Origin of the sequence: Skermanella pratensis (assembly GCF_008843145.1) — a bacterium.
Lineage (GTDB): Bacteria > Pseudomonadota > Alphaproteobacteria > Azospirillales > Azospirillaceae > Skermanella > Skermanella pratensis.
Map to the genome: position 1 here is coordinate 5159147 of NZ_CP030265.1, position 21023 is coordinate 5180169.

At 68.1% G+C, this 21023-nt stretch carries 19 protein-coding genes and 1 tRNA gene; 12 read left to right on the top strand and 8 right to left on the bottom strand.

All coding sequences use genetic code 11. The features are described from left to right. Positions 1-4: 4 nt before the first annotated feature. Positions 5-751, bottom strand: a complete 747-nt coding sequence (locus DPR14_RS23775) for an arylesterase (RefSeq protein ID WP_158047354.1) — start codon at positions 749-751, stop codon at positions 5-7. Here DPR14_RS23775 and DPR14_RS23780 point away from each other — a divergent pair. From DPR14_RS23780 to DPR14_RS23800, 5 genes are all read left to right on the top strand, one after another. Then, positions 750-1493, top strand: a complete 744-nt coding sequence (locus DPR14_RS23780; protein WP_158047355.1) for an ABC transporter ATP-binding protein — start codon at positions 750-752, stop codon at positions 1491-1493. The genes DPR14_RS23775 and DPR14_RS23780 overlap by 2 nt on opposite strands. A gap of 15 nt (positions 1494-1508) precedes the next feature. Next, the gene (locus DPR14_RS23785) at positions 1509-4049 is read left to right on the top strand and encodes an ABC transporter permease (protein ID WP_158047356.1); all 2541 of its coding nucleotides are present in this window, start codon (positions 1509-1511) and stop codon (positions 4047-4049) included. A gap of 207 nt (positions 4050-4256) precedes the next feature. Then, complete coding sequence (locus tag DPR14_RS23790; RefSeq protein WP_158047357.1) at positions 4257-4988, top strand: Bax inhibitor-1/YccA family protein; 732 nt, start codon at positions 4257-4259, stop codon at positions 4986-4988. A gap of 192 nt (positions 4989-5180) precedes the next feature. Further along, entirely contained in the window at positions 5181-6623 is a 1443-nt protein-coding gene (locus DPR14_RS23795) for a PAS domain-containing sensor histidine kinase (RefSeq protein ID WP_158047358.1), read from the top strand. Positions 6624-6677: 54 nt separating this feature from the next. Further along, positions 6678-7073: a response regulator gene (locus tag DPR14_RS23800; protein ID WP_158047359.1), complete on the top strand. Its 396-nt coding sequence runs from the start codon at positions 6678-6680 to the stop codon at positions 7071-7073. 24 nt (positions 7074-7097) lie between these two features. On the opposite strand, the gene DPR14_RS23805 is transcribed toward DPR14_RS23800, so the two are convergent. Next, positions 7098-7454 (bottom strand): hypothetical protein, encoded by a 357-nt coding sequence (locus tag DPR14_RS23805; protein WP_158047360.1) that lies wholly within the window; start codon positions 7452-7454, stop codon positions 7098-7100. Positions 7455-7682: 228 nt separating this feature from the next. Here DPR14_RS23805 and DPR14_RS23810 point away from each other — a divergent pair, with 228 nt between their 5' ends. Both DPR14_RS23810 and DPR14_RS23815 read left to right on the top strand, forming a co-directional pair. Beyond that, complete coding sequence (locus DPR14_RS23810; protein WP_158047361.1) at positions 7683-8054, top strand: YciI family protein; 372 nt, start codon at positions 7683-7685, stop codon at positions 8052-8054. Continuing rightward, positions 8051-9310, top strand: coding sequence for an RNA polymerase sigma factor (locus tag DPR14_RS23815; RefSeq protein ID WP_158047362.1), 1260 nt, complete (start codon positions 8051-8053; stop codon positions 9308-9310). Before DPR14_RS23810 ends, DPR14_RS23815 begins: the two co-directional genes overlap by 4 nt. 27 nt (positions 9311-9337) lie before the next feature. Here the strand turns inward: DPR14_RS23815 and DPR14_RS27565 are convergent, their stop codons facing one another. The 3 genes from DPR14_RS27565 to DPR14_RS23825 form a co-directional block, all read right to left on the bottom strand. Then, positions 9338-9481, bottom strand: a complete 144-nt coding sequence (locus tag DPR14_RS27565; RefSeq protein ID WP_192499131.1) for a hypothetical protein — start codon at positions 9479-9481, stop codon at positions 9338-9340. Continuing rightward, a complete protein-coding gene (locus tag DPR14_RS23820; protein ID WP_158047363.1) occupies positions 9478-9900 on the bottom strand; it encodes a hypothetical protein in 423 nt (140 codons plus the stop codon). The genes DPR14_RS27565 and DPR14_RS23820 overlap by 4 nt, the downstream gene beginning before the upstream one ends. 133 nt (positions 9901-10033) lie before the next feature. Continuing rightward, on the bottom strand, positions 10034-11041 hold the full coding sequence (locus DPR14_RS23825; RefSeq protein ID WP_158047364.1) for a hypothetical protein: 1008 nt from the start codon (positions 11039-11041) through the stop codon (positions 10034-10036). Between the two features lie 186 nt (positions 11042-11227). Here DPR14_RS23825 and pepN point away from each other — a divergent pair, with 186 nt between their 5' ends. From pepN to DPR14_RS23850, 5 genes are all read left to right on the top strand, one after another. Further along, the gene (pepN, locus tag DPR14_RS23830; RefSeq protein WP_158047365.1) at positions 11228-13879 is read left to right on the top strand and encodes an aminopeptidase N; all 2652 of its coding nucleotides are present in this window, start codon (positions 11228-11230) and stop codon (positions 13877-13879) included. A gap of 433 nt (positions 13880-14312) precedes the next feature. Then, entirely contained in the window at positions 14313-14558 is a 246-nt protein-coding gene (locus DPR14_RS23835; protein WP_158047366.1) for a hypothetical protein, read from the top strand. 49 nt (positions 14559-14607) lie between these two features. Continuing rightward, positions 14608-15186 (top strand): hypothetical protein, encoded by a 579-nt coding sequence (locus DPR14_RS23840; protein ID WP_158047367.1) that lies wholly within the window; start codon positions 14608-14610, stop codon positions 15184-15186. 150 nt (positions 15187-15336) lie between these two features. Continuing rightward, positions 15337-15429 (top strand) — tRNA-Sec (locus DPR14_RS23845). Positions 15430-15615: 186 nt separating this feature from the next. Then, positions 15616-15807: a hypothetical protein gene (locus DPR14_RS23850; protein ID WP_158047368.1), complete on the top strand. Its 192-nt coding sequence runs from the start codon at positions 15616-15618 to the stop codon at positions 15805-15807. 37 nt (positions 15808-15844) lie between these two features. Here the strand turns inward: DPR14_RS23850 and DPR14_RS23855 are convergent, their stop codons facing one another. The 3 genes from DPR14_RS23855 to DPR14_RS23865 are packed head-to-tail and all read right to left on the bottom strand — an operon-like array spanning position 15845 to position 20988. After that, on the bottom strand, positions 15845-17605 hold the full coding sequence (locus DPR14_RS23855) for a hypothetical protein (protein WP_158047369.1): 1761 nt from the start codon (positions 17603-17605) through the stop codon (positions 15845-15847). Beyond that, complete coding sequence (locus tag DPR14_RS23860; protein ID WP_158047370.1) at positions 17602-18636, bottom strand: family 8 glycosyl hydrolase; 1035 nt, start codon at positions 18634-18636, stop codon at positions 17602-17604. The genes DPR14_RS23855 and DPR14_RS23860 overlap by 4 nt, the downstream gene beginning before the upstream one ends. Before the next feature lie 3 nt (positions 18637-18639). After that, a complete protein-coding gene (locus DPR14_RS23865) occupies positions 18640-20988 on the bottom strand; it encodes a cellulose biosynthesis cyclic di-GMP-binding regulatory protein BcsB (RefSeq protein ID WP_192499132.1) in 2349 nt (782 codons plus the stop codon). Between the last annotated feature and the right edge of the window lie 35 nt (positions 20989-21023).

Genomic DNA, 21023 nt, shown 5'->3' on the forward strand with positions numbered 1-21023 from the left:
CCGCTCATCCCCTGATGTCCGGCTTCGGGGCGTCCGGACGGGGAAGATCGTCGAGCAGCCCGGTCAGATGCGGCAGGATGCCGTCCACCATGATCGCCACGCCCTGGGCATTGGGATGCATGCCATCCTCCTGATTCAGCTTCCGGTCGAGCGCCACCCCTTCCAGAAAGAAGGGGTAGAGAGGGACATCGTATTTCGCCGCGAGCTCGGGGTAAATCGCATTGAAGCGCTCGCCGTAGTCGCGACCCAGGTTGGGCGGCGCGTACATGCCGGCGAGCAGGGTCGGAACGTCGCGCTCCTTCAGGGTTGCCAGTATGGCGTCCAGGTTCTCGCGGGTAGAGGCCGGATCGACGCCGCGCAGCCCGTCGTTGGCGCCCAGCGCAACCACGACGGCCCGGGGCTGGTCGGCCAAGGCCCATTCCAGCCGCGCCCGCCCGCCGGCCGTCGTGTCGCCCGACACGCCGGCGTTGATGACGTCAGCCTGATAACCCTTGTCGCGCAGCGCCCGCTGGAGCCGCGCGGTGAAACCGTCCTGCTCGGGCAACCCATAGCCGGCGGTCAGGCTGTCGCCCAGCGCCAGGATCCTGACCGGCTCCGCGGCGCGCGCGGGCTGCCCGGCCGGTACGGCGGCCAGGGCCACCAGCGCCACCAGCGCGAGCGCCGCCGCGGCGGCGGTCTTCGCACCTGCGTTGAAAAGCCGGTGGCGCGTGCCATATCCGCTTGAGCTGTCACGAATGTCTGGAAGACCCATGGCGAAGTCCGATGCTGCTTCTCGGGATGACCTGATCGTCGAGCTGGCCGACGTCCACCTAAAGCTGGACAGTGCCGCCGGTCCCGTCAACATCCTGCGTGGCATAGACCTTACCGTGAGGCGCGGCGAGACGGTCAGCGTCGTCGGTCCTTCGGGGTCCGGCAAGTCGACCATGATGATGATCATGGCAGGGCTGGAACGGCCGACCAGCGGCCTGGTCCGGGTCGCCGGATCGGACTTGGGAACCCTCAACGAGGACAGGCTGGCCCGCTTCCGGCGCGACCATGTCGGCATCGTGTTCCAGGCGTTCCACCTGATACCGACCATGACCGCACTGGAGAACGTCGCGATCCCTCTGGAGTTCGCCGGGCTGTCCGACGCCTTCGACCGCGCCCGCGCCGGGCTGGAGGCGGTCGGGCTGAAGCACCGGGTCACCCATTATCCCGGGCAGCTCTCGGGCGGCGAGCAGCAGCGCGTGGCTCTGGCCCGCGCCTTCGCCGCCGAGCCGTCGCTGCTTCTGGCCGACGAGCCGACCGGCAACCTGGACGGCGAGACCGGCGCCCAGGTCATCAGGCTGATGTTCGATCTTGCCGCCAACCGGGGTGCCACCCTGGTGCTGATCACCCACGACACCAGCCTCGCCGCCCGCTGCGACCGGGCGGTCCGGGTCGCCGACGGCAGGATCGAGAGCGCCGGCGACGCCAGGGCCGACCTCCGCCCCGTCCGCGCCTCGGGCATCTGACCCCGGATACCTGTGATGAACGGCTTTTCCCTGTCCACCCTGTCCGTCGCCTGGACCATCGCGCGGCGGGAGCTGCGCGGCGGGCTCAAGGGCTTCCGGATCTTCCTCGCCTGCCTGACCCTGGGCGTCGCGGCCATCGCGACGGTCCAGTCGCTGTCCGGCGGCATCATCGAGGGTCTGCGCGCCGACGGCAGGGCGATCCTCGGCGGCGACGTGGCGCTGCGCGTGCTCTACACCCCGATCGGCGAGGCGGAACGCTCCTACCTGGACAGCCAGGGCCGCGTCTCGGTCGCGGCCGACGCCCGGGCCATGGCCCGGCGCGAGGACGGCGCCCGCTCCACCCTGGTGGAGCTGAAGGCGGTGGACGACAGCTATCCGCTCTACGGCGACTTCACCCTGCGCGAGGGCGGCGCGCTGCCCGACGCGATCGGCCGGCGGGACGGCGTCTGGGGCGCCGTGGTCGAGGAGACCGTGGGCCAGCGCCTGGACGTGGCCGTCGGCGACACGGTGCGGGTCGGCGAGACATCCTTCCGGATCCGCGGCACCATCCTGCGCGAGCCCGACCGGGCCGGCGGGGGAGGCTTCACCCTGGGTCCGCGCCTGCTGATCGACCTGGACGCGCTGGACAGCACCGGCCTGATCCAACCCGGCAGCATGATCTACTGGCATTACCGGATCGGCCTGAACCCCGGCACCGACCTCCAGGCGTGGCAGGCGGACCTCCAGGCCCGCTTTCCCGAGCAGAGCTGGCGGGTGCGCGACTTCACCAACGCCGCCCCGCAGATCGAGCGTTTCATCACCCGCCTGACCTTGTTCCTGACGCTGGTCGGACTGACGGCATTGCTGGTCGGCGGCGTCGGGGTCGGCAACGCCGTGCGCAGCTATCTCGACGGCAAGGTCGCGACCATCGCGACGCTGAAATGCGTCGGCGCGCCGGGACCGCTGGTGTTCCAGGCCTACCTGCTGCAGATCCTGGTTCTCGCCTCGCTCGGAATCGGGCTCGGCCTGGTCATCGGCGCGGTCGCTCCCCTGGTCGCGGCGGCCGTGCTGGCCGACGTGCTGCCGATCACGGCTCGCATCGGGATCTATCCCGGCGGCCTCGCCATAGCCGCCGCCTTCGGCTTCCTGACCGCCCTGACCTTCTCCCTGTGGCCGCTGGGCAGGGCGCGCGAGGTGCCGGCCGGCGCGTTGTTCCGCGACGTGGTCTCGCCGGCGGGCGGACGTCCGCGCGGCGCCTACCTGCTGGCCGGCGTCCTGTCCGGGCTCGCGCTGGCGGCACTCGCGATCCTGACCGCGCAGGAGAAGCTGTTCGCCGCCTGGTTCGTCGGCGGCGCGTTCCTGACCCTGCTGGCGTTCCGGGCGGCGGCCCAGGGCGTCACCTGGGCGGCGGCGCGGGCCGGCCGGCCGCGCCATCCCGGTTTCCGGCTGGCGCTCGCAAACCTGCACCGGCCGGGCAACCCGACCGGCAGCGTCGTGCTGTCGCTCGGACTGGGCCTGACCGTCCTGGTCGCCATCGCCCTGATCGAAGGCAACTTCTCCGCCCGCGTCAACGAGAGCATCCCGAAGGACGCTCCGGCCTATTTCTTCATCGACATCCAGCCGAACCAGCGGGAGGCGTTCAACGCGACCGTGCTGGGCGTGCCCGGCGCCACCGACCTGCGGGAGGTGCCGATGCTGCGCGGCCGGATCACCAAGGCCAAGGGCGTGGACGCCGAGCAGGCGATCGTCAACCCGGAGCACGCCTGGGTGCTGCGCGGCGACCGCGGCATCACCTATTCGGCGCGCCCGCCGGCCGACGCCGAGATCACCGCGGGCCAGTGGTGGCCGGAGGACTACCGGGGCAAGCCGCTGATCTCGATCTATTCCGACATCGCCGAGGCGTTCGGCCTCAAGCTCGGCGACAGCATGACGGTCAACGTGCTGGGCCGCGACCTGACGGCGGAGGTCGCCAGCATCCGGGCGATCGACTTCTCGACCATGAACATCAATTTCACCATGATCTTCTCCCCCGGCATCCTGGAAGGCGCACCCCAGACCTTCCTGGCGACCGTCCGCGCCACACCGGAGGCGGAACCGCTGATCCAGCGCGCGGTGACCGACCGCTTCGCCAACATCACCTCGGTCCGGGTCAAGGACGCGCTGGACACGGTCAACGAGCTGCTCGGCAATATCGGCACCGCCGTCAGGGTCACCGCCGCCATCACGCTGCTGGCCGGCACCCTGGTTCTCGCCGGCGCGGTGGCCGCCGGGCACCGGCGCCGGGTCTACGACTCGGTTGTGCTGAAGGTGCTGGGCGCCACCCGGGCCGACGTGCTGAAGGCCTTCCTGGTCGAGTACGGCCTGCTGGGGCTGATCACCGCGGCGATCGCTGGCGCCATCGGCACCATCACCGCCTGGGCGGTGCTGACCCAGGTGATGGACTGGGAATGGACTTTCCTGCCGTCGGCCGTGCTGGTCACGGCGGCGCTCTGCACCGCGATCACGCTGGCCTTCGGCTTCGTCGGCACCTGGCGGGCGCTCGGCCAGCCGGCGGCACCGCTGCTGAGAAACGACTGACGACGGAAAACGCCGGCCCCCTGTCGAAATTCCGGGATTAAAGAAGCGGCTCGCGCGTAGTGCCGGTTCGGCCAATTTAATCGATGCAGGTCAAAGGGTTGCGCGCTCGGGCAGGAACTTTCGAAGAATCCGATTTTTGTTGAATTGAGCGAGCCGCTCCCCAATATCCTTGCTCAAGTGACATCTACCTTTCGGATTGAGGATCACATGGCAAACGGCATGTTCAATCGGTACGCGACCACCGGCCGCGCGGTCGATCAGGCCCAGTACGACGAAGGCCTGCGTCAGCACATGCTGAGCGTGTACAACTACATGATGGTTGGTCTCGGCGTGACCGGCGTGGTGGCCTTCGCGACAGCCATGCTCGCTGCCTCCAACCCGGCCTTCGCGCAGGCCCTCTACGGCTCGCCGCTCAAGTGGGTGGTCATGCTGGCCCCGCTCGGATTCGTGTTCTTCCTGTCGGCGAAGATCCACTCCATGTCGATGTCGACGGCGCAGATGACCTTCTGGGCCTTCGCCGCGGTCATGGGCCTGTCGCTGTCGTCCATCTTCCTGGTGTTCACCGGCGCAAGCATCGCGCGGGTGTTCTTCATCACGGCGGCGACCTTCGGCGGCATGAGCCTTTGGGGCTACACGACCAAGCGTGACCTCTCGGGGATGGGCTCGTTCCTGATGATGGGCCTGATCGGCATCATCATCGCGAGCGTGGTCAACATCTTCATCGGCTCGACCGCCCTGCAGTTCGCCGTGTCGGTCATCGGCGTGCTGGTCTTCACCGGCCTGACCGCCTACGACACACAGCGCATCAAGGAAGAGTACAGCGAGAGCTACGGCTCCGAGTCGCTCGGCAAGATGGCCCTGATGGGCGCCTTGTCGCTGTACCTGAACTTCATCAACCTGTTCACGATGCTGCTGTCGCTCTTCGGCAACCGCGAATAAACAGGCTGGACCGAGCGTCCCCTCCCCGGGGGACGCCTGAAGAACCCGGGCTTTCGAGCCCGGGTTTTTTAATGCGCGGATGACGGCGTGCCGCGCCGGCCCGAAGCAGGAGATTCCCTCGACGCCGCCCATGTCCTAAAGTATATAGAGTATCCTATTACCAAAAGGGCATGAGCATATGCATACTGGGATATGCTCACCGTAAGGCGCTCCCCAGCCGCTCCCAACCATACCGATGGTCAGGCCGGCGACCGCACGGACGACCGGGCCGGACGGCGCCGGGCGATCAACGTGACCATCGTCTACGCCCTGGCCGCGGGCTTCTGGATCCTGCTGTCCGACGGTCTGCTCAACCTGCTGTTCGGCAACGCCGCGTCCCTGGCTCTTTCCCTGTGGCAGACCGTCAAGGGCCTGACCTTCATCCTGATCACCTCGGTGCTGCTTCACGCGCTGATCAGGCATATCGGCGTCGCCGCGCGCGCCGAGGTCGTCCTGCGTCAGGATCAGGCACGCCTCCTCGTCATGCTGGAGAACATGCCGGTGCTGGTGGCGGCCCTGGACGAGGAGGGACGGCTCGCCCTCTGGAACCGGGAGGCCGAGCGGATCACCGGCTACAGCGCCGCGGAGGCGATCGGCAACCCGCAGCTATTGTCGCAGCTTCTGCCGGACCCCGACTATCGGCGGGCGACAGCCGCCGCCTTCCGCCGCGCCGACCTGTGCTGCCGCGACTGGGAACGGCGGATCACCTGCAGGGACGGCCAGGTGCGTACCATCGCGATCTCCTGCATCGCACGCGATTTCCCCATCGCCGATTATCCCGGCGGATGGGGGATCGGCGTCGACGTGACCGCGCGCCTTGCGCGCGAGCGGGAACTCGCCGAGGCGAGCGAGGCGCTGGAAAGCGCCCGCGCCGAAGCGGAGGCGGCCAGCCGCGCCAAATCCGATTTCCTCGCTCTGGTCAGCCACGAGCTGCGGACTCCGCTGACCGCGGTGATCGGCTTCGCCGACGTGATGCGGGCGGAGTATTTCGGACCCCTGGGTTCTCCCCGCTACCATGATTATTGTCGCGACATCGAAACCAGCGGGCGTCATCTGCTGAGCCTGATAGACGGAATCCTCGATCTCGCCAAGACCGAAACCGGCCGCTATGTGCTCACCGAGAAGGAGATCGACCTGTCGGCGCTGGCGACGGGAGCGATCCAGCTGCTCGGCGACCGGCCGTCCAGGAAAGGCATTTCCCTGACCCTCAGGATGGACCGGCCCATGCGGGTCCGGGGCGACGAGATGGCGCTGACCCAGGTATTGGTCAATCTGCTGGGCAACGCGGTCAAATACACGCCACCGGGAGGACGGGTCGAGCTGTCCGCAGCGCCCGACGGTGCCGGCGGGCTGGCGCTCGTCGTCGCCGACACCGGCATCGGCATCCCCTCGGCGGAACTCGCCACCGTCCTCGAACCGTTCAGCCAAGCGAGCAACGCGGGCCGGACGGGCGAGAGCGGGTCCGGGCTGGGGCTGTCGATCGTACGCACCCTGGTCGACCTGCACGGCGGCCTCCTGTCGGTCGACAGCCACCTGGACGCCGGCACCCGGGTGACGGTCCGCCTTCCGGCCGAGCGGGTGCTCCCTTTCCCCTGACCGCCCGGTAGGTTAAGGTTAAGAGAGTATTCAGCACCCTCATCGACCCGGGCCATGCCGATCTCCGCGACGACACCGCCCCACGCCCCGAAAGCCGCGCGCCGCATCCTCGTGGTGGAGGACGAGACCCTCGTCGCCATGGATCTGGAGGACATGCTGCTGTCGCTGGGCTGCGAAGTGGTCGGTCCCGTCGCCAAAGTCGCGCGCGGCCTGGTCCTGGCCCGGGAAGAGCCCCTGGACGGGGCCATCCTCGACATCAACGTGGCCGGCGAACTGGTCTACCCCATCGCGGAAGTCCTAAATGCCCGGGGCATCGCCCTGGTCTTCGCCTCCGGCTACGACCGCGGCCTCGGCGTCCCGGCGAATCTCGCGGACTATCCCAGGATTCGAAAGCCCTACACGATCCATGACATCGAGCGGTCGGTCGATGCCTTCATGCGAAAAGATTGAAGCAATAGGACGTGGCCGGGGAGTTCAGGCCTGCTTCAGTATCCCGAGATGAGCCAGGATCGCATCGAGGCTCCGGTTCATATGGAACTGGTTTTCGAGCAGCGCGGCCTGTCCGTTTTCGAGATTGGTCAACTGCTTGGTGTGCGTCGCCAGGATCTCGCCATGCTCTCCCAAGGTCCTGGTATGCTCTCCCAGGATCCTGGTGTGCTCGTTCAGGGTCGTGGTGTGCTCATCGAGTATCCTGGTATGCTCATCCAGTATCCTGGTGTGCTCGTTCAGGGTCTGGGTGTGCTCCGCCTGGACCTGCAGAATCTTGTCGACCTTTTGCCCCAGGCTCAAGGTGCTGACAGCCAAACGTGTGACCCTACCACCATCGCTCATCTTCAACTCCATAGTCCGCCGGCATTCTACACGCCGACGCCGACCAGTTCCACACCGATGCGTGATCCCCGGGACCGCACGGAAGAAATCCGCAACCACCATGAGGCAATTTCCTGCCGACAGTCGCGTGATGGCGGATCAAGCCGCACCGAACGTTTTTTCGCCGCGCCCTGTCGGCCACGGGCATAATCGTCCGTCCTTGGTTGCAGGACCGCGAAAGGACCCGAGATGCTCTACGCCATCCTTTGCTACGATTCAGAAGACGTCGTCTGTTCCTGGACGAAGGAGCAGGACGCCGCCGCCATGGCCCGGCTCGGGGTGGTCCAGCGGAAGCTCGCCGCCGAGGGGCGTCTGGGACCGGTCGCGCGCCTGCTGCCCACGACAGCGGCGACGACGGTTCGCAAGGGCGCCGAGCCCCTGGTGATCGACGGCCCCTTCGCCGAGACCAAGGAACAGCTCCTGGGGTTCTACATCGTCGAGTGCGAATCGCTGGACCAGGCGATCGGGACCGCAGGCGACCTGGCGCGCGCCAGCAGTTCCTCCGGCGCCTATGAGATCCGCCCGCTGGCCGTCTTCCGGCCGGGGGACCTCGGGGCATGACGGACCTCGCCTGGATCGATGCGGCGCTGACCGCGGCGCGCCCCCAGGCGCTCGGGGCGCTGCTCCGCTATTTCCGCGACCTCGACGCCGCCGAGGAAGCATTCCAGGAAGCCTGCCTGCGCGCGCTCGGGAACTGGCCGCGCAACGGCCCGCCGCGCGATCCCGCGGCCTGGCTGATCTTTGTCGGGCGGAACGCCGCGATCGACCAGGTGCGCCACCGGGCGAGGCGGCAGCCGCTGCCGCCCGACGAACTGATCTCGGACCTGGAGGACACCGAGTCCGCCATGGCCGAGCGCCTGGACGGGTCCCACTACCGCGACGACGTGCTCAGGCTCCTGTTCATCTGCTGCCATCCCGGCCTGCCCGCGACCCAGCAGATCGCGCTGGCGCTGCGCATCGTCTCCGGCCTGCCGGTCCGGCGGATCGCCCGCGCCTTCCTGGTCGGCGAGAGCGCCATGGAGCAGCGGATCACCCGGGCGAAGGCCCGCATCGCGGGGGCCGACGTGCCGTTCGAGGCGCCGGGCCCGGTCGAGCGCGCGGAACGCCTCGCCGCCGTGTCCGCCATGATCTACCTGGTGTTCAACGAAGGATATTCCGCCGCCGGCGACGACACGTCCCGGCGGGCACCCCTGTGCGACGAGGCGATCCGGCTCGCCCGGCTGCTGCTGCGGCTGTTCCCCGCCGAACCCGAGATCATGGGGCTGACGGCCCTGCTGCTGCTCCAGCACTCCCGCGCGCCGGCGCGGTTCGACGCCGCGGGCGGCGTCGTGCTGCTGGAGGACCAGGTCCGCACCCTCTGGAACCGGGAGATGATCGCCGAGGGTCTGGCCCTGATCGACAAGGCGATGCGCCACCGGCGGACCGGCCCCTACCAGGTCCAGGCCGCCATCGCGGCGCTCCATGCCCGGGCCTCCCGGCCCGAGGAGACGGACTGGGCGCAGATCGACCTGCTCTACGCCACGCTCGAGCGGCTTCAGCCGTCGCCGGTCGTGACGCTCAACCGGTCCGTCGCGGTCGCCAAGACCCTTGGCCCGGAGGCCGCCCTCGCCCTGATCGGGCCGCTGGAGCCCCGGCTGTCCGGCTATTTCCACTTCTTCGGGGTCAAAGGCGCGCTCCTGATGCAGCTCGGCCGCGCCGATGATGCCCGCTGCGCCTTCGGCCAAGCCATCGCGCTGGCCAACACCGCGGCGGAAGCCGCCCACATCCGGCAGCATCTCGACCGGCTCGCCCCGGACCCGGACCAGAAACGGGACTGACCCGCGCCGGGAACGGCCCGGTCCCGGTCACGGACTCGCGAACAGCACCAGGAGCAGAAGGCCGGCGCTCAGCGCCAGGGCGATCTCCAGGCCGAGCTCCACCCGGTCGAAGCCGCGGCGGCAGTCGCGCACGGAGGTGAGAACTTGGGAAGCGAATTGCTGGGTGGTCATGGCGAACTCCTTTCTTTTTGTTCTTCCGCCAGCCTGGATTCAGTGTATCCCGCTTTGCGCATGGCTTTCTTGAGGTCCTCCCAGGCGAGCCGGATGTCCGCCGCATGGACGGCAGCCTGCTCATCGCCTTCGGAACCGGTGGCGTGATGCCGGAAGTAGTCTGCCGCTCGGCGCATCCGCTCCGCGAGGGTGCCGGTGTCGTCCCGGATCGTTTCGGTCCGCAAGGCGGTTTCCCGTTCGGCAAGCCAGGTTTCGATTTCCGCCACTTCGGCCTGGGTGCAGGCCCTGCGCAGTTTCTCCGGGATGACAGGGGCGTCCTTGTCGATCTTGCCGACCACTTCCGACCGTCCGCGCTTGAGGGCGGGGTCATAGATGGTGCGGATGACCTGGATGACGCGGCGGCGCTCGCGGAACTGCATGCTGGCGGAAACTCTCTGACCGGGCGGGCCGTCCTATGCGGTCCGAACATGGGCAGTATATTGCCCCGATCCGGGCCGCATATCAAGCCCGATTTCGGGCCGCATAACACTTTTTTGCGAACCGGAAAATCCGTCAGCGTCCCCGCCGCCCGGCCAGCGGCCAGTCGTTGCTGATCGCGAAGTTGCGCGCCAGGAACCGGTAGGTGTCCTTGAGCAGCGCCTCAATGTCGGGAGACCGCTCGACCGTCACGGCGGCCCACGGATTGATCATCTCGTCCCACAGCATCAGCCGGTGGTGCAACTCGTCGCGCATTTCGCGGATGAACTTGGTCTGCGCGCCGATGTTGCGCAGCACGGCCAGGATCTCGCCGGTCTGGGCGTCGGCCTGGGTGAACATGCTGTCGAAATCGGCCAGCGGCGCCCGGATCAGCACCTGCATGCGGAAGATTTCGTTCCGCACGCCGGGTTCGCGCTTGTAGAGCTTCGACAGAAGGGCGAGCTGCGCGCCGATATACTGGACCCGGGTATAGCGGTCGCGCAGCGCCTCGATATAGGACAACTCGCGGGCTAGCTTGTCGATCATGTCGACGACTTCCTGCTTGCGGTCCGCGCCGATGCCCAGCTTTTCGGCCGCGCGGGAGAAGGCCTCCTGCACGCGGGCCTTGGTCTGCGGGTCCTCGGACAGCTGCTCCAGCTGGGTCAGGTCGACCACCTGCGTCTCGCCGCCGCTCAGCCAGGACACCAGCTGCACGGTCAGGCGGTTGCGCGCGATGACTCGGTGCTTCTCCTCGACCGTCCACGAGGCGGTGCCGTCCAGCAACTCGTGCGGGATCGAGTCGTTGGGCCGGATCTCCCGCACGTAGCGCAGCGACTTCTCGACGATCCCCAGCAGCTTGCCGTCCTTGGTGTCCGGGTTCAGGTCGAACTCCGACCGCAGCACCGGGATCGCGATCGACCCCTTGAGGTCGCCGAGCGGGATGTGGAACGCCGCTTCCTGGGTGTTCTTGACGTAGGAGAAGTATCCCCCGTCCATCGAGAAGACCTTGTGCTCGAACTTGAAGGTCTGGCTGCGCTCATCGGAATCAGGGTCCGCCGCCGGCGTTGTGCCGGTCGCCTGCGAAAGCTGGTCAGCCGCGGTCATGACCTGAAACTCATCCGTCCGATGGTGGTAACCACAACTCTACTTATACAGTGCCGGCGCGGTTACGGAAAGCACGGCTTTCGGGATAGCGCGGCGCTCCGTCCAGTCGGCATGCGACAATACGCCGTTCGCCCTGTTAGGATGCCCTTACGGCCCGCCGTACCGGAAGCAAGCGCGAGACCTCCCATGGACAAGAGCACCCCCCAGGCCATCCACCTGAAGGACTACGCCCCGCCGCCCTACCTGATCGACACGGTCGATCTGGCCTTCGACCTGGGCGAGGAGGTGACGCGGGTCCGGTCCGCGCTGGCGCTCCGGGCCAACCCCGATGCCGCCTCCCCCGCCGGCGCGTTGGTGCTGGACGGGCAGGACATGCGCCTGGTCTCGGTGGCGCTCGACGGGCGGACGCTCGACCCATCGGAATACTCGTTCGGACCGGAGAGCCTGACCATCCCCGACCCGCCGGAATCCTTCTCCCTGGAGGTGGTAACCGAGCTGAAGCCGCAGGAGAACACCTCCCTGTCCGGCCTGTACCGGACCAGCGGCAATTTCTGCACCCAGTGCGAGGCCGAGGGTTTCCGAAAGATCACCTATTTCCTCGACCGTCCCGACGTGATGGCGCGCTACCGCACCACCATCACCGCCGACGCCCTTAAGTATCCCGTCATGCTGTCCAACGGCAACCTGGTCGCGTCCTCGAAGATGGAAGCGGACGGCCGCCACGCCGTCACCTGGGAAGACCCCTTCGCCAAGCCCTCCTACCTGTTCGCGCTGGTCGCCGGCGTGCTGGTCCATGTGGAGGACAGCTATGTCACCCGCTCCGGCCGGACCGTGACCCTGCGGATCTATGTGGAGCCGGGCAACCAGGACAAGTGCGGCCACGCCATGGCCTCGCTGAAGAAGTCGATGGCCTGGGACGAGGAGGTGTTCGGGCTGGAATACGACCTGGACATCTTCATGATCGTCGCGGTCGGCGACTTCAACATGGGGGCCATGGAGAACAAGGGCCTCAACGTCTTCAACACCAAATACGTGCTGGCCAAGCCGGAGACCGCGACCGACTCCGACTTCCTGGGCGTCGAGGCGGTGGTCGCGCACGAGTATTTCCACAATTGGACCGGCAACCGGGTGACCTGCCGCGACTGGTTCCAGCTCAGCCTCAAGGAGGGGCTGACCGTGTTCCGCGACCAGGAATTCTCCTCCGACATGCATTCCCGTCCGGTCAAGCGGATCGCCGACGTGCAGCGCCTACGATCCTCCCAGTTCCCCGAGGACAGCGGCCCCATGGCGCACCCGGTGCGCCCCGACAGCTATATCGAGATCAACAATTTCTACACGACCACGGTCTACGAGAAGGGCGCCGAGGTCGTGCGCATGATCCACACGCTGCTGGGGGCCGATGGCTTCCGCAAGGGCATGGACCTCTACTTCGAGCGCCACGACGGGCAGGCCGTCACCTGCGACGACTTCGTCGCCGCGATGGAGGACGCCACGGGCAAGGACCTGGGCCGGTTCCGCCGCTGGTACTCCCAGGCCGGAACGCCGGAGCTGGCCGTGACCGGGGAGTACGACGCCGCCGCGCGCTCTTACCGCCTGACGGTGCGGCAGTCCTGCCCGCCGACGCCGGGCCAGCCGACCAAGCTGCCGTTCCACATCCCGCTGGCCCTCGGCCTGCTAGACCCATCGGGCGCCGACATCCCCCTGCGCCTCGCGGGGGAGCCGGCGCCCTCCGGCACCTCGCGCGTGCTCGACGTGACCGAGCCCGAGCAGGTCTTCGAGTTCATCGACGTGCCGCACCGGCCGGTGCCGTCGCTGCTGCGGGGCTTCTCCGCCCCGGTCAAGCTGCGCGCGCCCTACACCGACGACGACCTGACCTTCCTGATGGCGCATGACGGTGACGCCTTCAACCGCTGGGAGGCGGGCCAGACCCTGGCGACCCGGCTGCTGCTCGACCTGGTCGCCGACGGGGCGGAAAACCGCCCGCTCGATCTGTCGCCCGGCTTCATCGACGCCTTCTCCCGGATCCTCAAGGACCCGGACCTCGACCCCGCCTTCGCGGCGCAGGCCCTTACCCTGCCGTCCGAAGGCTATCTCGGCCAGCAGATGCCGGTGATCGACGTGGACGGCATCCACGAGGTGCGCAAGTTCGCCAAGCGCGCCATAGCCGGGCGGCTGCGCGACGACCTCCTGGCCGCGTACCGCGCGGGCGGCAACGAGCCCTTTTCGATCGACGCCGCCGCGATCGGCCGGCGCGCCCTGAAGAACCTGGCGCTGGGATACCTGATGGCGCTGGAAGACGCCGAGACGGTCGAGATATGCGTCGGCCAGTTCCACAACGCCCACGCCATGACCGACGTGATCGCGGCGCTGGGCCTGCTGAACGACACCCGCCTGCTCCAGCGCGAAGCGGCGCTCCATCGCTTCTACGACCTGTGGAAGGACGAGCCGCTGGTGATGGACAAGTGGTTCTCGATCCAGGCCATGTCGGAACGGCCGGAGACGCTGGACGAGGTCAAGGCCCTGCTAGGCCACCCCGCCTTCGAGATCCGCAACCCGAACAAGGTCTACGCCCTGATCGGCGGCTTCGCCGGCGGCAACCCGGTGCGTTTCCACGACGCGGGCGGCGGCGGCTACAAGTTCCTGGCCGACCAGGTCCTGACGCTGAACGGCCTCAACCCCCAGGTGGCGTCGCGCATGGTCAAGATGTTCGCCCGCTGGCGCAAATACGACCCGCGGCGCCAAGCCCTGATGCGCGCCGAACTGGAACGCATCGTCGCCACGCCCGGCCTGTCCCGCGACGTGTTCGAGATCGCGTCGAAGAGCCTGGAAGCCCCCTGACCCGGCGGCCGGGAACTTTCCGGCCACGGATGGACGCCGATGAACCTGGACACCCGCTCACCGCATGACGCGGGGATCAGGTTCGTCGGCGGACCCTGGCCCCACCCTCACTTGCTTTGGTCATCGATCCTACGTGGAACATCCGATCCTCATGAGCCCACGGGAGTTCCCCGAGATCACCTGCGACGGCTTCGACGCGTGGTTTCGCCGGACCGCCCCTCGTTCCATCGGATAAGCGCACCACGACGCATGCCGATGATCGACTTTCTCCTTATTTAAGTAGATTTCCCTTGCAATTGCGCGCGACGGTAAACAGTATCCGGCATCTTGTGGGACAGGCTCCGAACGAGAGCCCGGCTTCACGCACGTCAATATTGACAATCCTGAAAGAGATGCTCTCTCGCGTATGCTCGAACGGGATGAAGGTGATGGAATGACCGTGCCAGTCGTGGACAAGCCCGGCAGCAGGGATTTCGCTTTGATCGACAATGGTATGGAACCATGGGATCCCGATCAAGCTGAGCGGGATGAATCCATCCAGGTGATGGAACTCAATGCCACTTCCCAGAACAGCAACGAAAACGCCGGCGTGGCGGTCGATAGCATCATCGATGTCACCAGGCGTGTCGCTGCGGGAAACCTCACCGTCGCAGAAAAAATAAACAGCCTGCTCGACTGATCGGTTTGCCGGAATGACGTCTCCGCTATGCTCGGACCCGGCGAAAGCCATGGATCTCGCGATAAATCTTCAGCGCGCCACGGGCAAACTGCTTAGCGAGCGCATGGAAATTCGGGCCAATCTGTCGAGGCAGCTCTTCCTCGACATCGCTGTGAACTGGTTTCGGGACTTTGACCGGATCAAACTGGACGAAACGAAGGGTGTTCGCCCGGCCCGTCTGATCGCCTACCTGATGTTCTGGATCAGGAAGGTCAAACCGGTGTCCGCAGCCTACCGGGAGGCCGACCTGAGAGCAGCAAGGTTGTCAGGTGGCTCAGTACCCTCTTCCAAAGAAATCATCGACATCAATGAGCGCGTAGCCATCCTTCTCGCGTTCGAGTTCCTGGCGGATTATGCGAAAGGCAAGTCGATCATCGTCTACGATGCTTCGCTCGGCATGGACAGGCCGTACATCTACGACAGAACCAAGTTCGACGCTGCGGTCGACAGATACCTGAACCAGAGGCTTGGCTCGGATGGCAAGTCCGTGCTCCAGACGCTGATCCGCGACATGCGCTACAAGGCCTTTGGCCCGCACAATCTGGTCCATCTCATGGACCAGTTCGTTTTCAGGCTGGTATCCGAGTAGCGGGGAGCCATCCGCTACCGTGATCGCCCGCACGGGTGCTTGGTCGACGAGGACATCTCCTTGTCCACCAGGCGGCCAGATGAGGCCGAACCAATGAACCCTTGAAATCGTCAAATCGGTTCGCATGTGCTCGTCGGAACATGTCACGCCGGAGGCGACAAGGGTCTGGTGGCCCTCCTGGTCTTCAAAACCAGCGGCACGCCCCAAGCGTGCGGTGGGTTCGATTCCCATCCGCCTCCGCCATCCCCCAGCGCATCGACACAGGGGATATGCACCTTTTTCCATGAAGCCCGGTACTCGGAAGGCCTATGTGACAAAAACAGGCTGCGCGATCGGGGTTACCTAATCGATTGAACCTCACCCGAATGAGTTTGTTAGGAAGAGGGTGTGGCATGGCTTTCAGGCACATTTGGAATGTATTCTGCGCTTATGGAAAAATCCGGTCCGACGACCACGGTCTCCACGGTCAGCCCGGCCGACCGGAAACTCGTTTGGGTGCCCAACGTCTCCACTCCCGTCGTCCTGGTCGAGCTTTTCGAAGGATGGGCGCTGGTCGAGGACCCGTCCGGCCAGGTCCACGCCGTCGATGCGGATCAGGTCGAATACGCCGAGCCGGCCTGATCCGCTTTCCGAACGCCTGACTGCCCCTCCCAGCCGCTCAGTCCCAACGCCGGTTGACCTGCGCCGTCGCCAGCCGCAATCCCTCTTTCGCCTCGGCGCTGCCATAGACGTCGGCGAGGCGACGGAAGGCGGTCTCGGCCTCGGCGAAGCGGTTGCTCTTGTACAAGCTCCAGGCCTCGATCATGGCGAGCGACCGGTCCTCCGGGGTGAGCCGCTTGACCTGGGCGACCAGCCGCAGCGTCTCGCCGTAAAGGCCCCGGTTGAACGCGGCCAGCGCGTCCTGGCTCAGGATGCCTGCATCCAACGTCGCGGACTTCTCCGGAGCCACCGCATGGGCCTCGACGACCGCGCGGGCTTCGCGCGACAGGCCCTGGGCGTTCTTCGCCAGAGCCAACCCCTGCGCCGCGTCGGACGTCCGGGCCGGGTCGGAGCCGGCCTGCTTCAGGGCGGCCTCGAAGGCGCGGGCCGCCTCGGCATGGCGGTTCAGCTTCATCAGGGTCCAGCCGCGCAGGCTCTGGCCGGTCGCCGCTTCCCGACCGCGGCCGGGTTCGGTAAGGCTCAGCACTGTCGCGTACTCGCCCGCCTTGAAGGCCGCGGCGGCGGCGGAACCGCCCCCGCCCTCCAGCACCTGCTTCAGCTTCGGCGCCTTGTCGGCCCAGGCCGCGGCGAGCGCCCGGGCGTCCTCGGCGCGGCCGAGCTTCTGGTAGGCGAAGACCAGCCCCTCCGCCGCCTTGGCCCCGTCCTTGCCGGAAGGCTTCCAGTCCAGCGCCGTCTTGAACCAGGTTCCGGCCTCGTCCCACCTCTTCGCGTTGAAGTGATGCCAGCCGAGCGCCTGGGCGGCGCGCGCATCCCGCCGGTCGCGGGCGGTCCGGCCGATCCAGTCCAGTTCGGCCGCATCCGACCGTCCCTTGGCGAGCCGGCCCAGCGCCTCGCCCAGCCTGTCCCGCGCCTCCGCCGCCGGCCCGCCGCCGGCCCCGTTCCCGCCGCCGAAATCCTTCAGGATGGCGGCGAAGCGGGCCTGCTGCTCGGCCGATCTCGGCGACGCCGCCTCCCGCTCGATCAGCGCCTTCAGCGCCGCCGTGTCCCGGTTGGCGAGCGCCTTCTGCAGGGTGGACAGGCGCAGGTCGGCGGTCTGGCAGGTCGCCATGGCGTCGCTGTAGGTCGCATAGGCGGCCTTGGCGTCACCGGTCTTGAACTGCGCCTCGGCCAGATCCCAAAGGTTCTCGACATGGCGGCAGGTGAACAGCCCGGGCTTGCCGGCGGCCAGCCTCACGATGGTGCCCCAGTCACCGGCGCCGCTCGCGGCCGCGACCGCGTCGCGCGTCCGCCGGGCATCCACCAGCTCGGTCAGGCGGGCCGGCGGCGTCCAGCCGGGATTCAGGCTGCGCAGGATCGCGGTCTCGCGGTCCACCGCCGCCAGGTCGCCGCGCTCCCAGCTGGCCCACAGCCCGCGCTCGTCCACCGCCGCCGCCTTCGGCGCGAACAGTTCGGTCGGCGGCGACCAGCCCGGGTGCAGCGCTTTCAGGCGGCGGATCTCGTCGTCCACCCGCTGGTAGTCGAAGCGCGAGGCGTAGGCCCGCAGCAGCGAGACGTCGACCTCCGCGCCGGCCTCCGGCCCCTGGATGGAATCGTCGGCGGGGCCGGCGCGCTCGACCGTCAGGTCGACGGTGACCCCCTGGCGCATGGCGCGGTACCGGTTGTCCTGCTGGGCGCCGGCCGGCGCGGAGAAGACGGCGGGAGCGGCGGCCAGCAGCAGCGCCGCGAGGGCGGACGCGGTGCGCGGTGCGAAATACTTCATCGCATGAACCTTTCGGAGAAAGCGATTTTCGTGAGCAGAATGAGCGTGGCGGAGTAATAGTCGTCGGCATCGCCGAGGCTCGGCAGCAGGGGCAGCGCGTCGCCGCGGAACCGGGTCAGCACGCTGACCGCCCGGCCGCCCGCTGACAGGCCGTAGGGCGCCCTGGCATTGGTGGCAAGATCGACCGTCGCCGGAATGTAGGGCGCGCCGTCATGGCCGCTCCACCAGGAGATGACCGGCCGGTTCAGCGCGTCGGCGTCGTCGAGGCCGCCCCAGATCGCGTAAAGCGGCACGCGGATCGCGTTGAAGCCGAAGACGGTCTCGAATCCCGACGGAAGCCGCATCCCGGTGCCGGCCAGTTCGACCCAGTCGGGCGGCAGCCCGGCCTCGCCAAACCGGGCCCGCCGGATCAGCGCCCGGCCGCTGTCCGACACAGCGCGCCACAGGTCCCCGTCATGGCGGCGGGCGAAGGCTTCCAGGGCCGGGAAGACCCAGTAGGACGGGTTGAGCACGACCGATCCGTCCCGGACGAACCCCTCCGGGCCGGGCAGCAGGACCCTGCCGAGGGAGGTCTCGACGACCAGGCGGTCCCGGACATCATCCAGGATCGCCAGCGCCGCCGCGGCGTAGCCCTCGTCGTTCCACGTGCCGGCCGCCCGCAGCAAGCCCCAGGCGATAAGGATGTCGCCGTCGGACGCGCTGTTCAGGTCGGTCGCCGCGGCCGGCCCGGGTTCCCACTTCCAGGCGAACAGGTGATCGCCGCGGACCTGCAGGTTCGCCGCCGTCCACCGCCACAGCCGGTCGAAGGTCTCCCTGTCGCCGTAGGCGGTCGCCATGACCATGCCGTAGCCCTGGCCCTCGCTGTGGCTGATGCCCTTGTTGCCGGTATCGGACACCCGCCCCTCCGGCAGGACGAAGCGGGTCACGAAGGCCTGCCACTCCGACCGGTGGAGGGGAGCGCCGGCGGACGCGGCGCCCGCGCCCCCGACGGTGGCGCCCAGCAGCGCCAGGATGAGAAGGATCGCCCGCATGCCTCAGGTATCCTTCCGCTTGTTCAGCGCGGCCTGGGTTAGAACCGTCATCACCAGCAGACCGGCCAGGGCGAGGAATGTCCAGGCTACCGGATTGCGGGCGAACAAAGCGTTGACGAACAGGATGCGCTGGCTCCAGCTGTCCGGGAGGGTGCCGACGCGGTAGCTCTCCTCGGCCGCCCAGGACTGCATCGCCAGGGTGCCGGGGTTCCAGGCGACGGTGCCGCCGGACAGGCGGTCCCACAGGGCCGGCCGGACCAGCGCCGCGATCCCCGTCTCCACCGCCTCGCCGGACGCCGCGGTGATCAGGGTCACGGTTCCCTGCGGCCGGAGCGGATTCTCGAACGCGGCCATCAGCGCGCTGCCCTCGTCGATCGCGGACAGGCTTGCCGCGGCGCGTCCGTAACGGTCCGGCCACAGCGTCTCGCGGAACTCCCGGGACAGTTCGGCGGTCCAGTCGATCGCCTGCTCCAGCATCCGGAGATCGGCCAGGGAGGCGGTCATCGGAGCCGCGGCCCTGCCGGAGGAGATCCCCGACAGGAACTGCGGCGCCTGTTCGAAGGGTGCGAGCGCCGGGCGCAGGGCCTCACGGACGTTTCGCGCCGCCGCCGGCAGGCCGGGGACCATCCGGCCGTCCAGCGCGTCGGCCGGGCCGATCATCAGCACGTCGCCCGCGTACCGGGCGCTCGACCCGATGGTGAAGTTGCCGATCGGGTGGCCAGACGTCCGGGCCAGCTTCGCCAGCAGCGTCCAGGCGCCGCCGATGGTGCCGTCGTCGGCGCCGGTCAGCACCACCTCGAACTCCCGGCGCGGACCGGAACGATCGTCCGGAGTTCCGGCATAGGGGAAACCTCCGGACGCGAAGAGCTGCAGATCCGGCAGCGAGGCGACCCGCGCCATGTCGGGGATCGTGATCACCGACTCGCCGGAGATCGCGACGCTCCTGCCGGCGCCCGGACGGACCAGGCAGCCGGAGGCGGCGTCGCTGCCGATCATCGGCTCGAAGGCGATCGTGTTGGTGCCCGGCCGCAGCCGGTCGATCGGCAGCAGGACCCGCTGCTTCGCGGCGGTGGCGCCGTTCGGGTCGTTCAGGGCGACCATGGAGGCGTAGCGGCCGTTGACCAGCACGTTCACGACGGAGTTGGGCGACAGGTTCGGCGCGTAGGAATAGTCCAGCTCCAGCAGGATCTTGCGCCCGCCGGCCGGCAGCGTGTCGGCCGGCAGGTTCAGTTCCAGGCCGGTGCGCGCCTCGGTGCCGTTGCTGATCCCGCCCGAGACGGCCTGGAGTTCCCGGAAACGGTAGCTGCGGCCGGGTTCCTGCAGCGGGCGGACCCGCCGCTCGGGCTGCCGGACCGCCCCGACCTCCCAATCCGCGGCGGCGGGCAGGACCGCCGACGGATCGGCGAAGGCGCCGGCCGCCTTCAGGACCTCGGCATCGTCGCGTCCGGTGACGATCAGCAGCGGACCGGCTCCCGGCATCTCGCGCAGGGCGATATGGGGTCCGGCGATCCCGTCGAGTCCGCCGATGCCGGCCTCCAGGCCGCGCAGCGCCTCGACGGTGCCGATCAGCACCTTGCCGTCGCGGCCCGACAGCGCTCCGGCTTCCGCCGTCCGATGGCGCGCCGCGATGCCGCTGTCCGGCAGCCGCAGCGAGAAACCCTGGGCGACCAGCGCGCCGGCCTTCAGCGTGGCCCCGGTGCGCCCCACGGGGGTCAGCAGCTCGATCCGCTCGGCGCCGGCCCCCACGAAGAAGGCCGGATCGGCCAGCCCGGCAAGGGTGAAGTCGCGCTCGGCATGAAGCGTCTCCAGGGCGATGTAGGAATTCGCCGGGTCTAGCCGGGTCCACAGCGCCGCCGAACTGTCGGCGTCGCACCCCCGGCTGTTTTCCTGCTGGACCCACAGGGACAGCAGGTTCTGCCCGGACGCCAGAAGCTCCGGCGGCAGGACGATGTCGGCCCGCAAGGCGTCGTCGCCGCTGGCCAGCGGCAGTTGGGCGATGCCTTGCTGATTCAGGTAGACCCACATCTTGGAGCGTTCGGACACGACGGCGTCGGCCGTGTGGTAGACCAGCCGCAGCCGGGCGTCACGCACCGCGGCCCCGGCTTCCACCGGCACGCGGAACTGGAGCTGGCCGGCCTGGCCGCGCAGTTCGAGCTGGCCGCCCTGGTTGTCCACCGCCCGCAGCGGGATCACCCTCAGGTCGGTGCCGGTCGCCAAGCCGGCGCCGTCCGGCTCGGGGGCGGTGACGGTTACCGGAGCGGCGGCCCCGGCGGCGCCGGCATCGGTCGGATACAGGACGGCGCCCAGACCAATCATCAGGGCCATCTTGGCGGTGTATAGTCTGTTCACCATGATCTCGTTCCTCTGGAGATACTTCCCTGGAAATG

Excerpts from the sequence above, each read along its gene's own strand:
- DPR14_RS23780 (WP_158047355.1), top strand. The coding sequence starts at position 750 with ATGGCGAAGTCCGATGCTGCTTCTCGGGATGACCTGATCGTCGAGCTG.
- DPR14_RS23775 (WP_158047354.1), bottom strand. The coding sequence starts at position 751 with ATGGGTCTTCCAGACATTCGTGACAGCTCAAGCGGATATGGCACGCGC.
- DPR14_RS23785 (WP_158047356.1), top strand. The coding sequence starts at position 1,509 with ATGAACGGCTTTTCCCTGTCCACCCTGTCCGTCGCCTGGACCATCGCG.
- DPR14_RS23790 (WP_158047357.1), top strand. The coding sequence starts at position 4,257 with ATGGCAAACGGCATGTTCAATCGGTACGCGACCACCGGCCGCGCGGTC.
- DPR14_RS23795 (WP_158047358.1), top strand. The coding sequence starts at position 5,181 with ATGCTCACCGTAAGGCGCTCCCCAGCCGCTCCCAACCATACCGATGGT.
- DPR14_RS23800 (WP_158047359.1), top strand. The coding sequence starts at position 6,678 with ATGCCGATCTCCGCGACGACACCGCCCCACGCCCCGAAAGCCGCGCGC.
- DPR14_RS23805 (WP_158047360.1), bottom strand. The coding sequence starts at position 7,454 with ATGAGCGATGGTGGTAGGGTCACACGTTTGGCTGTCAGCACCTTGAGC.
- DPR14_RS23810 (WP_158047361.1), top strand. The coding sequence starts at position 7,683 with ATGCTCTACGCCATCCTTTGCTACGATTCAGAAGACGTCGTCTGTTCC.
- DPR14_RS23815 (WP_158047362.1), top strand. The coding sequence starts at position 8,051 with ATGACGGACCTCGCCTGGATCGATGCGGCGCTGACCGCGGCGCGCCCC.
- DPR14_RS27565 (WP_192499131.1), bottom strand. The coding sequence starts at position 9,481 with ATGACCACCCAGCAATTCGCTTCCCAAGTTCTCACCTCCGTGCGCGAC.
- DPR14_RS23820 (WP_158047363.1), bottom strand. The coding sequence starts at position 9,900 with ATGCAGTTCCGCGAGCGCCGCCGCGTCATCCAGGTCATCCGCACCATC.
- DPR14_RS23825 (WP_158047364.1), bottom strand. The coding sequence starts at position 11,041 with ATGACCGCGGCTGACCAGCTTTCGCAGGCGACCGGCACAACGCCGGCG.
- pepN (WP_158047365.1), top strand. The coding sequence starts at position 11,228 with ATGGACAAGAGCACCCCCCAGGCCATCCACCTGAAGGACTACGCCCCG.
- DPR14_RS23835 (WP_158047366.1), top strand. The coding sequence starts at position 14,313 with ATGACCGTGCCAGTCGTGGACAAGCCCGGCAGCAGGGATTTCGCTTTG.
- DPR14_RS23840 (WP_158047367.1), top strand. The coding sequence starts at position 14,608 with ATGGATCTCGCGATAAATCTTCAGCGCGCCACGGGCAAACTGCTTAGC.
- DPR14_RS23850 (WP_158047368.1), top strand. The coding sequence starts at position 15,616 with ATGGAAAAATCCGGTCCGACGACCACGGTCTCCACGGTCAGCCCGGCC.
- DPR14_RS23855 (WP_158047369.1), bottom strand. The coding sequence starts at position 17,605 with ATGAAGTATTTCGCACCGCGCACCGCGTCCGCCCTCGCGGCGCTGCTG.
- DPR14_RS23860 (WP_158047370.1), bottom strand. The coding sequence starts at position 18,636 with ATGCGGGCGATCCTTCTCATCCTGGCGCTGCTGGGCGCCACCGTCGGG.
- DPR14_RS23865 (WP_192499132.1), bottom strand. The coding sequence starts at position 20,988 with ATGGTGAACAGACTATACACCGCCAAGATGGCCCTGATGATTGGTCTG.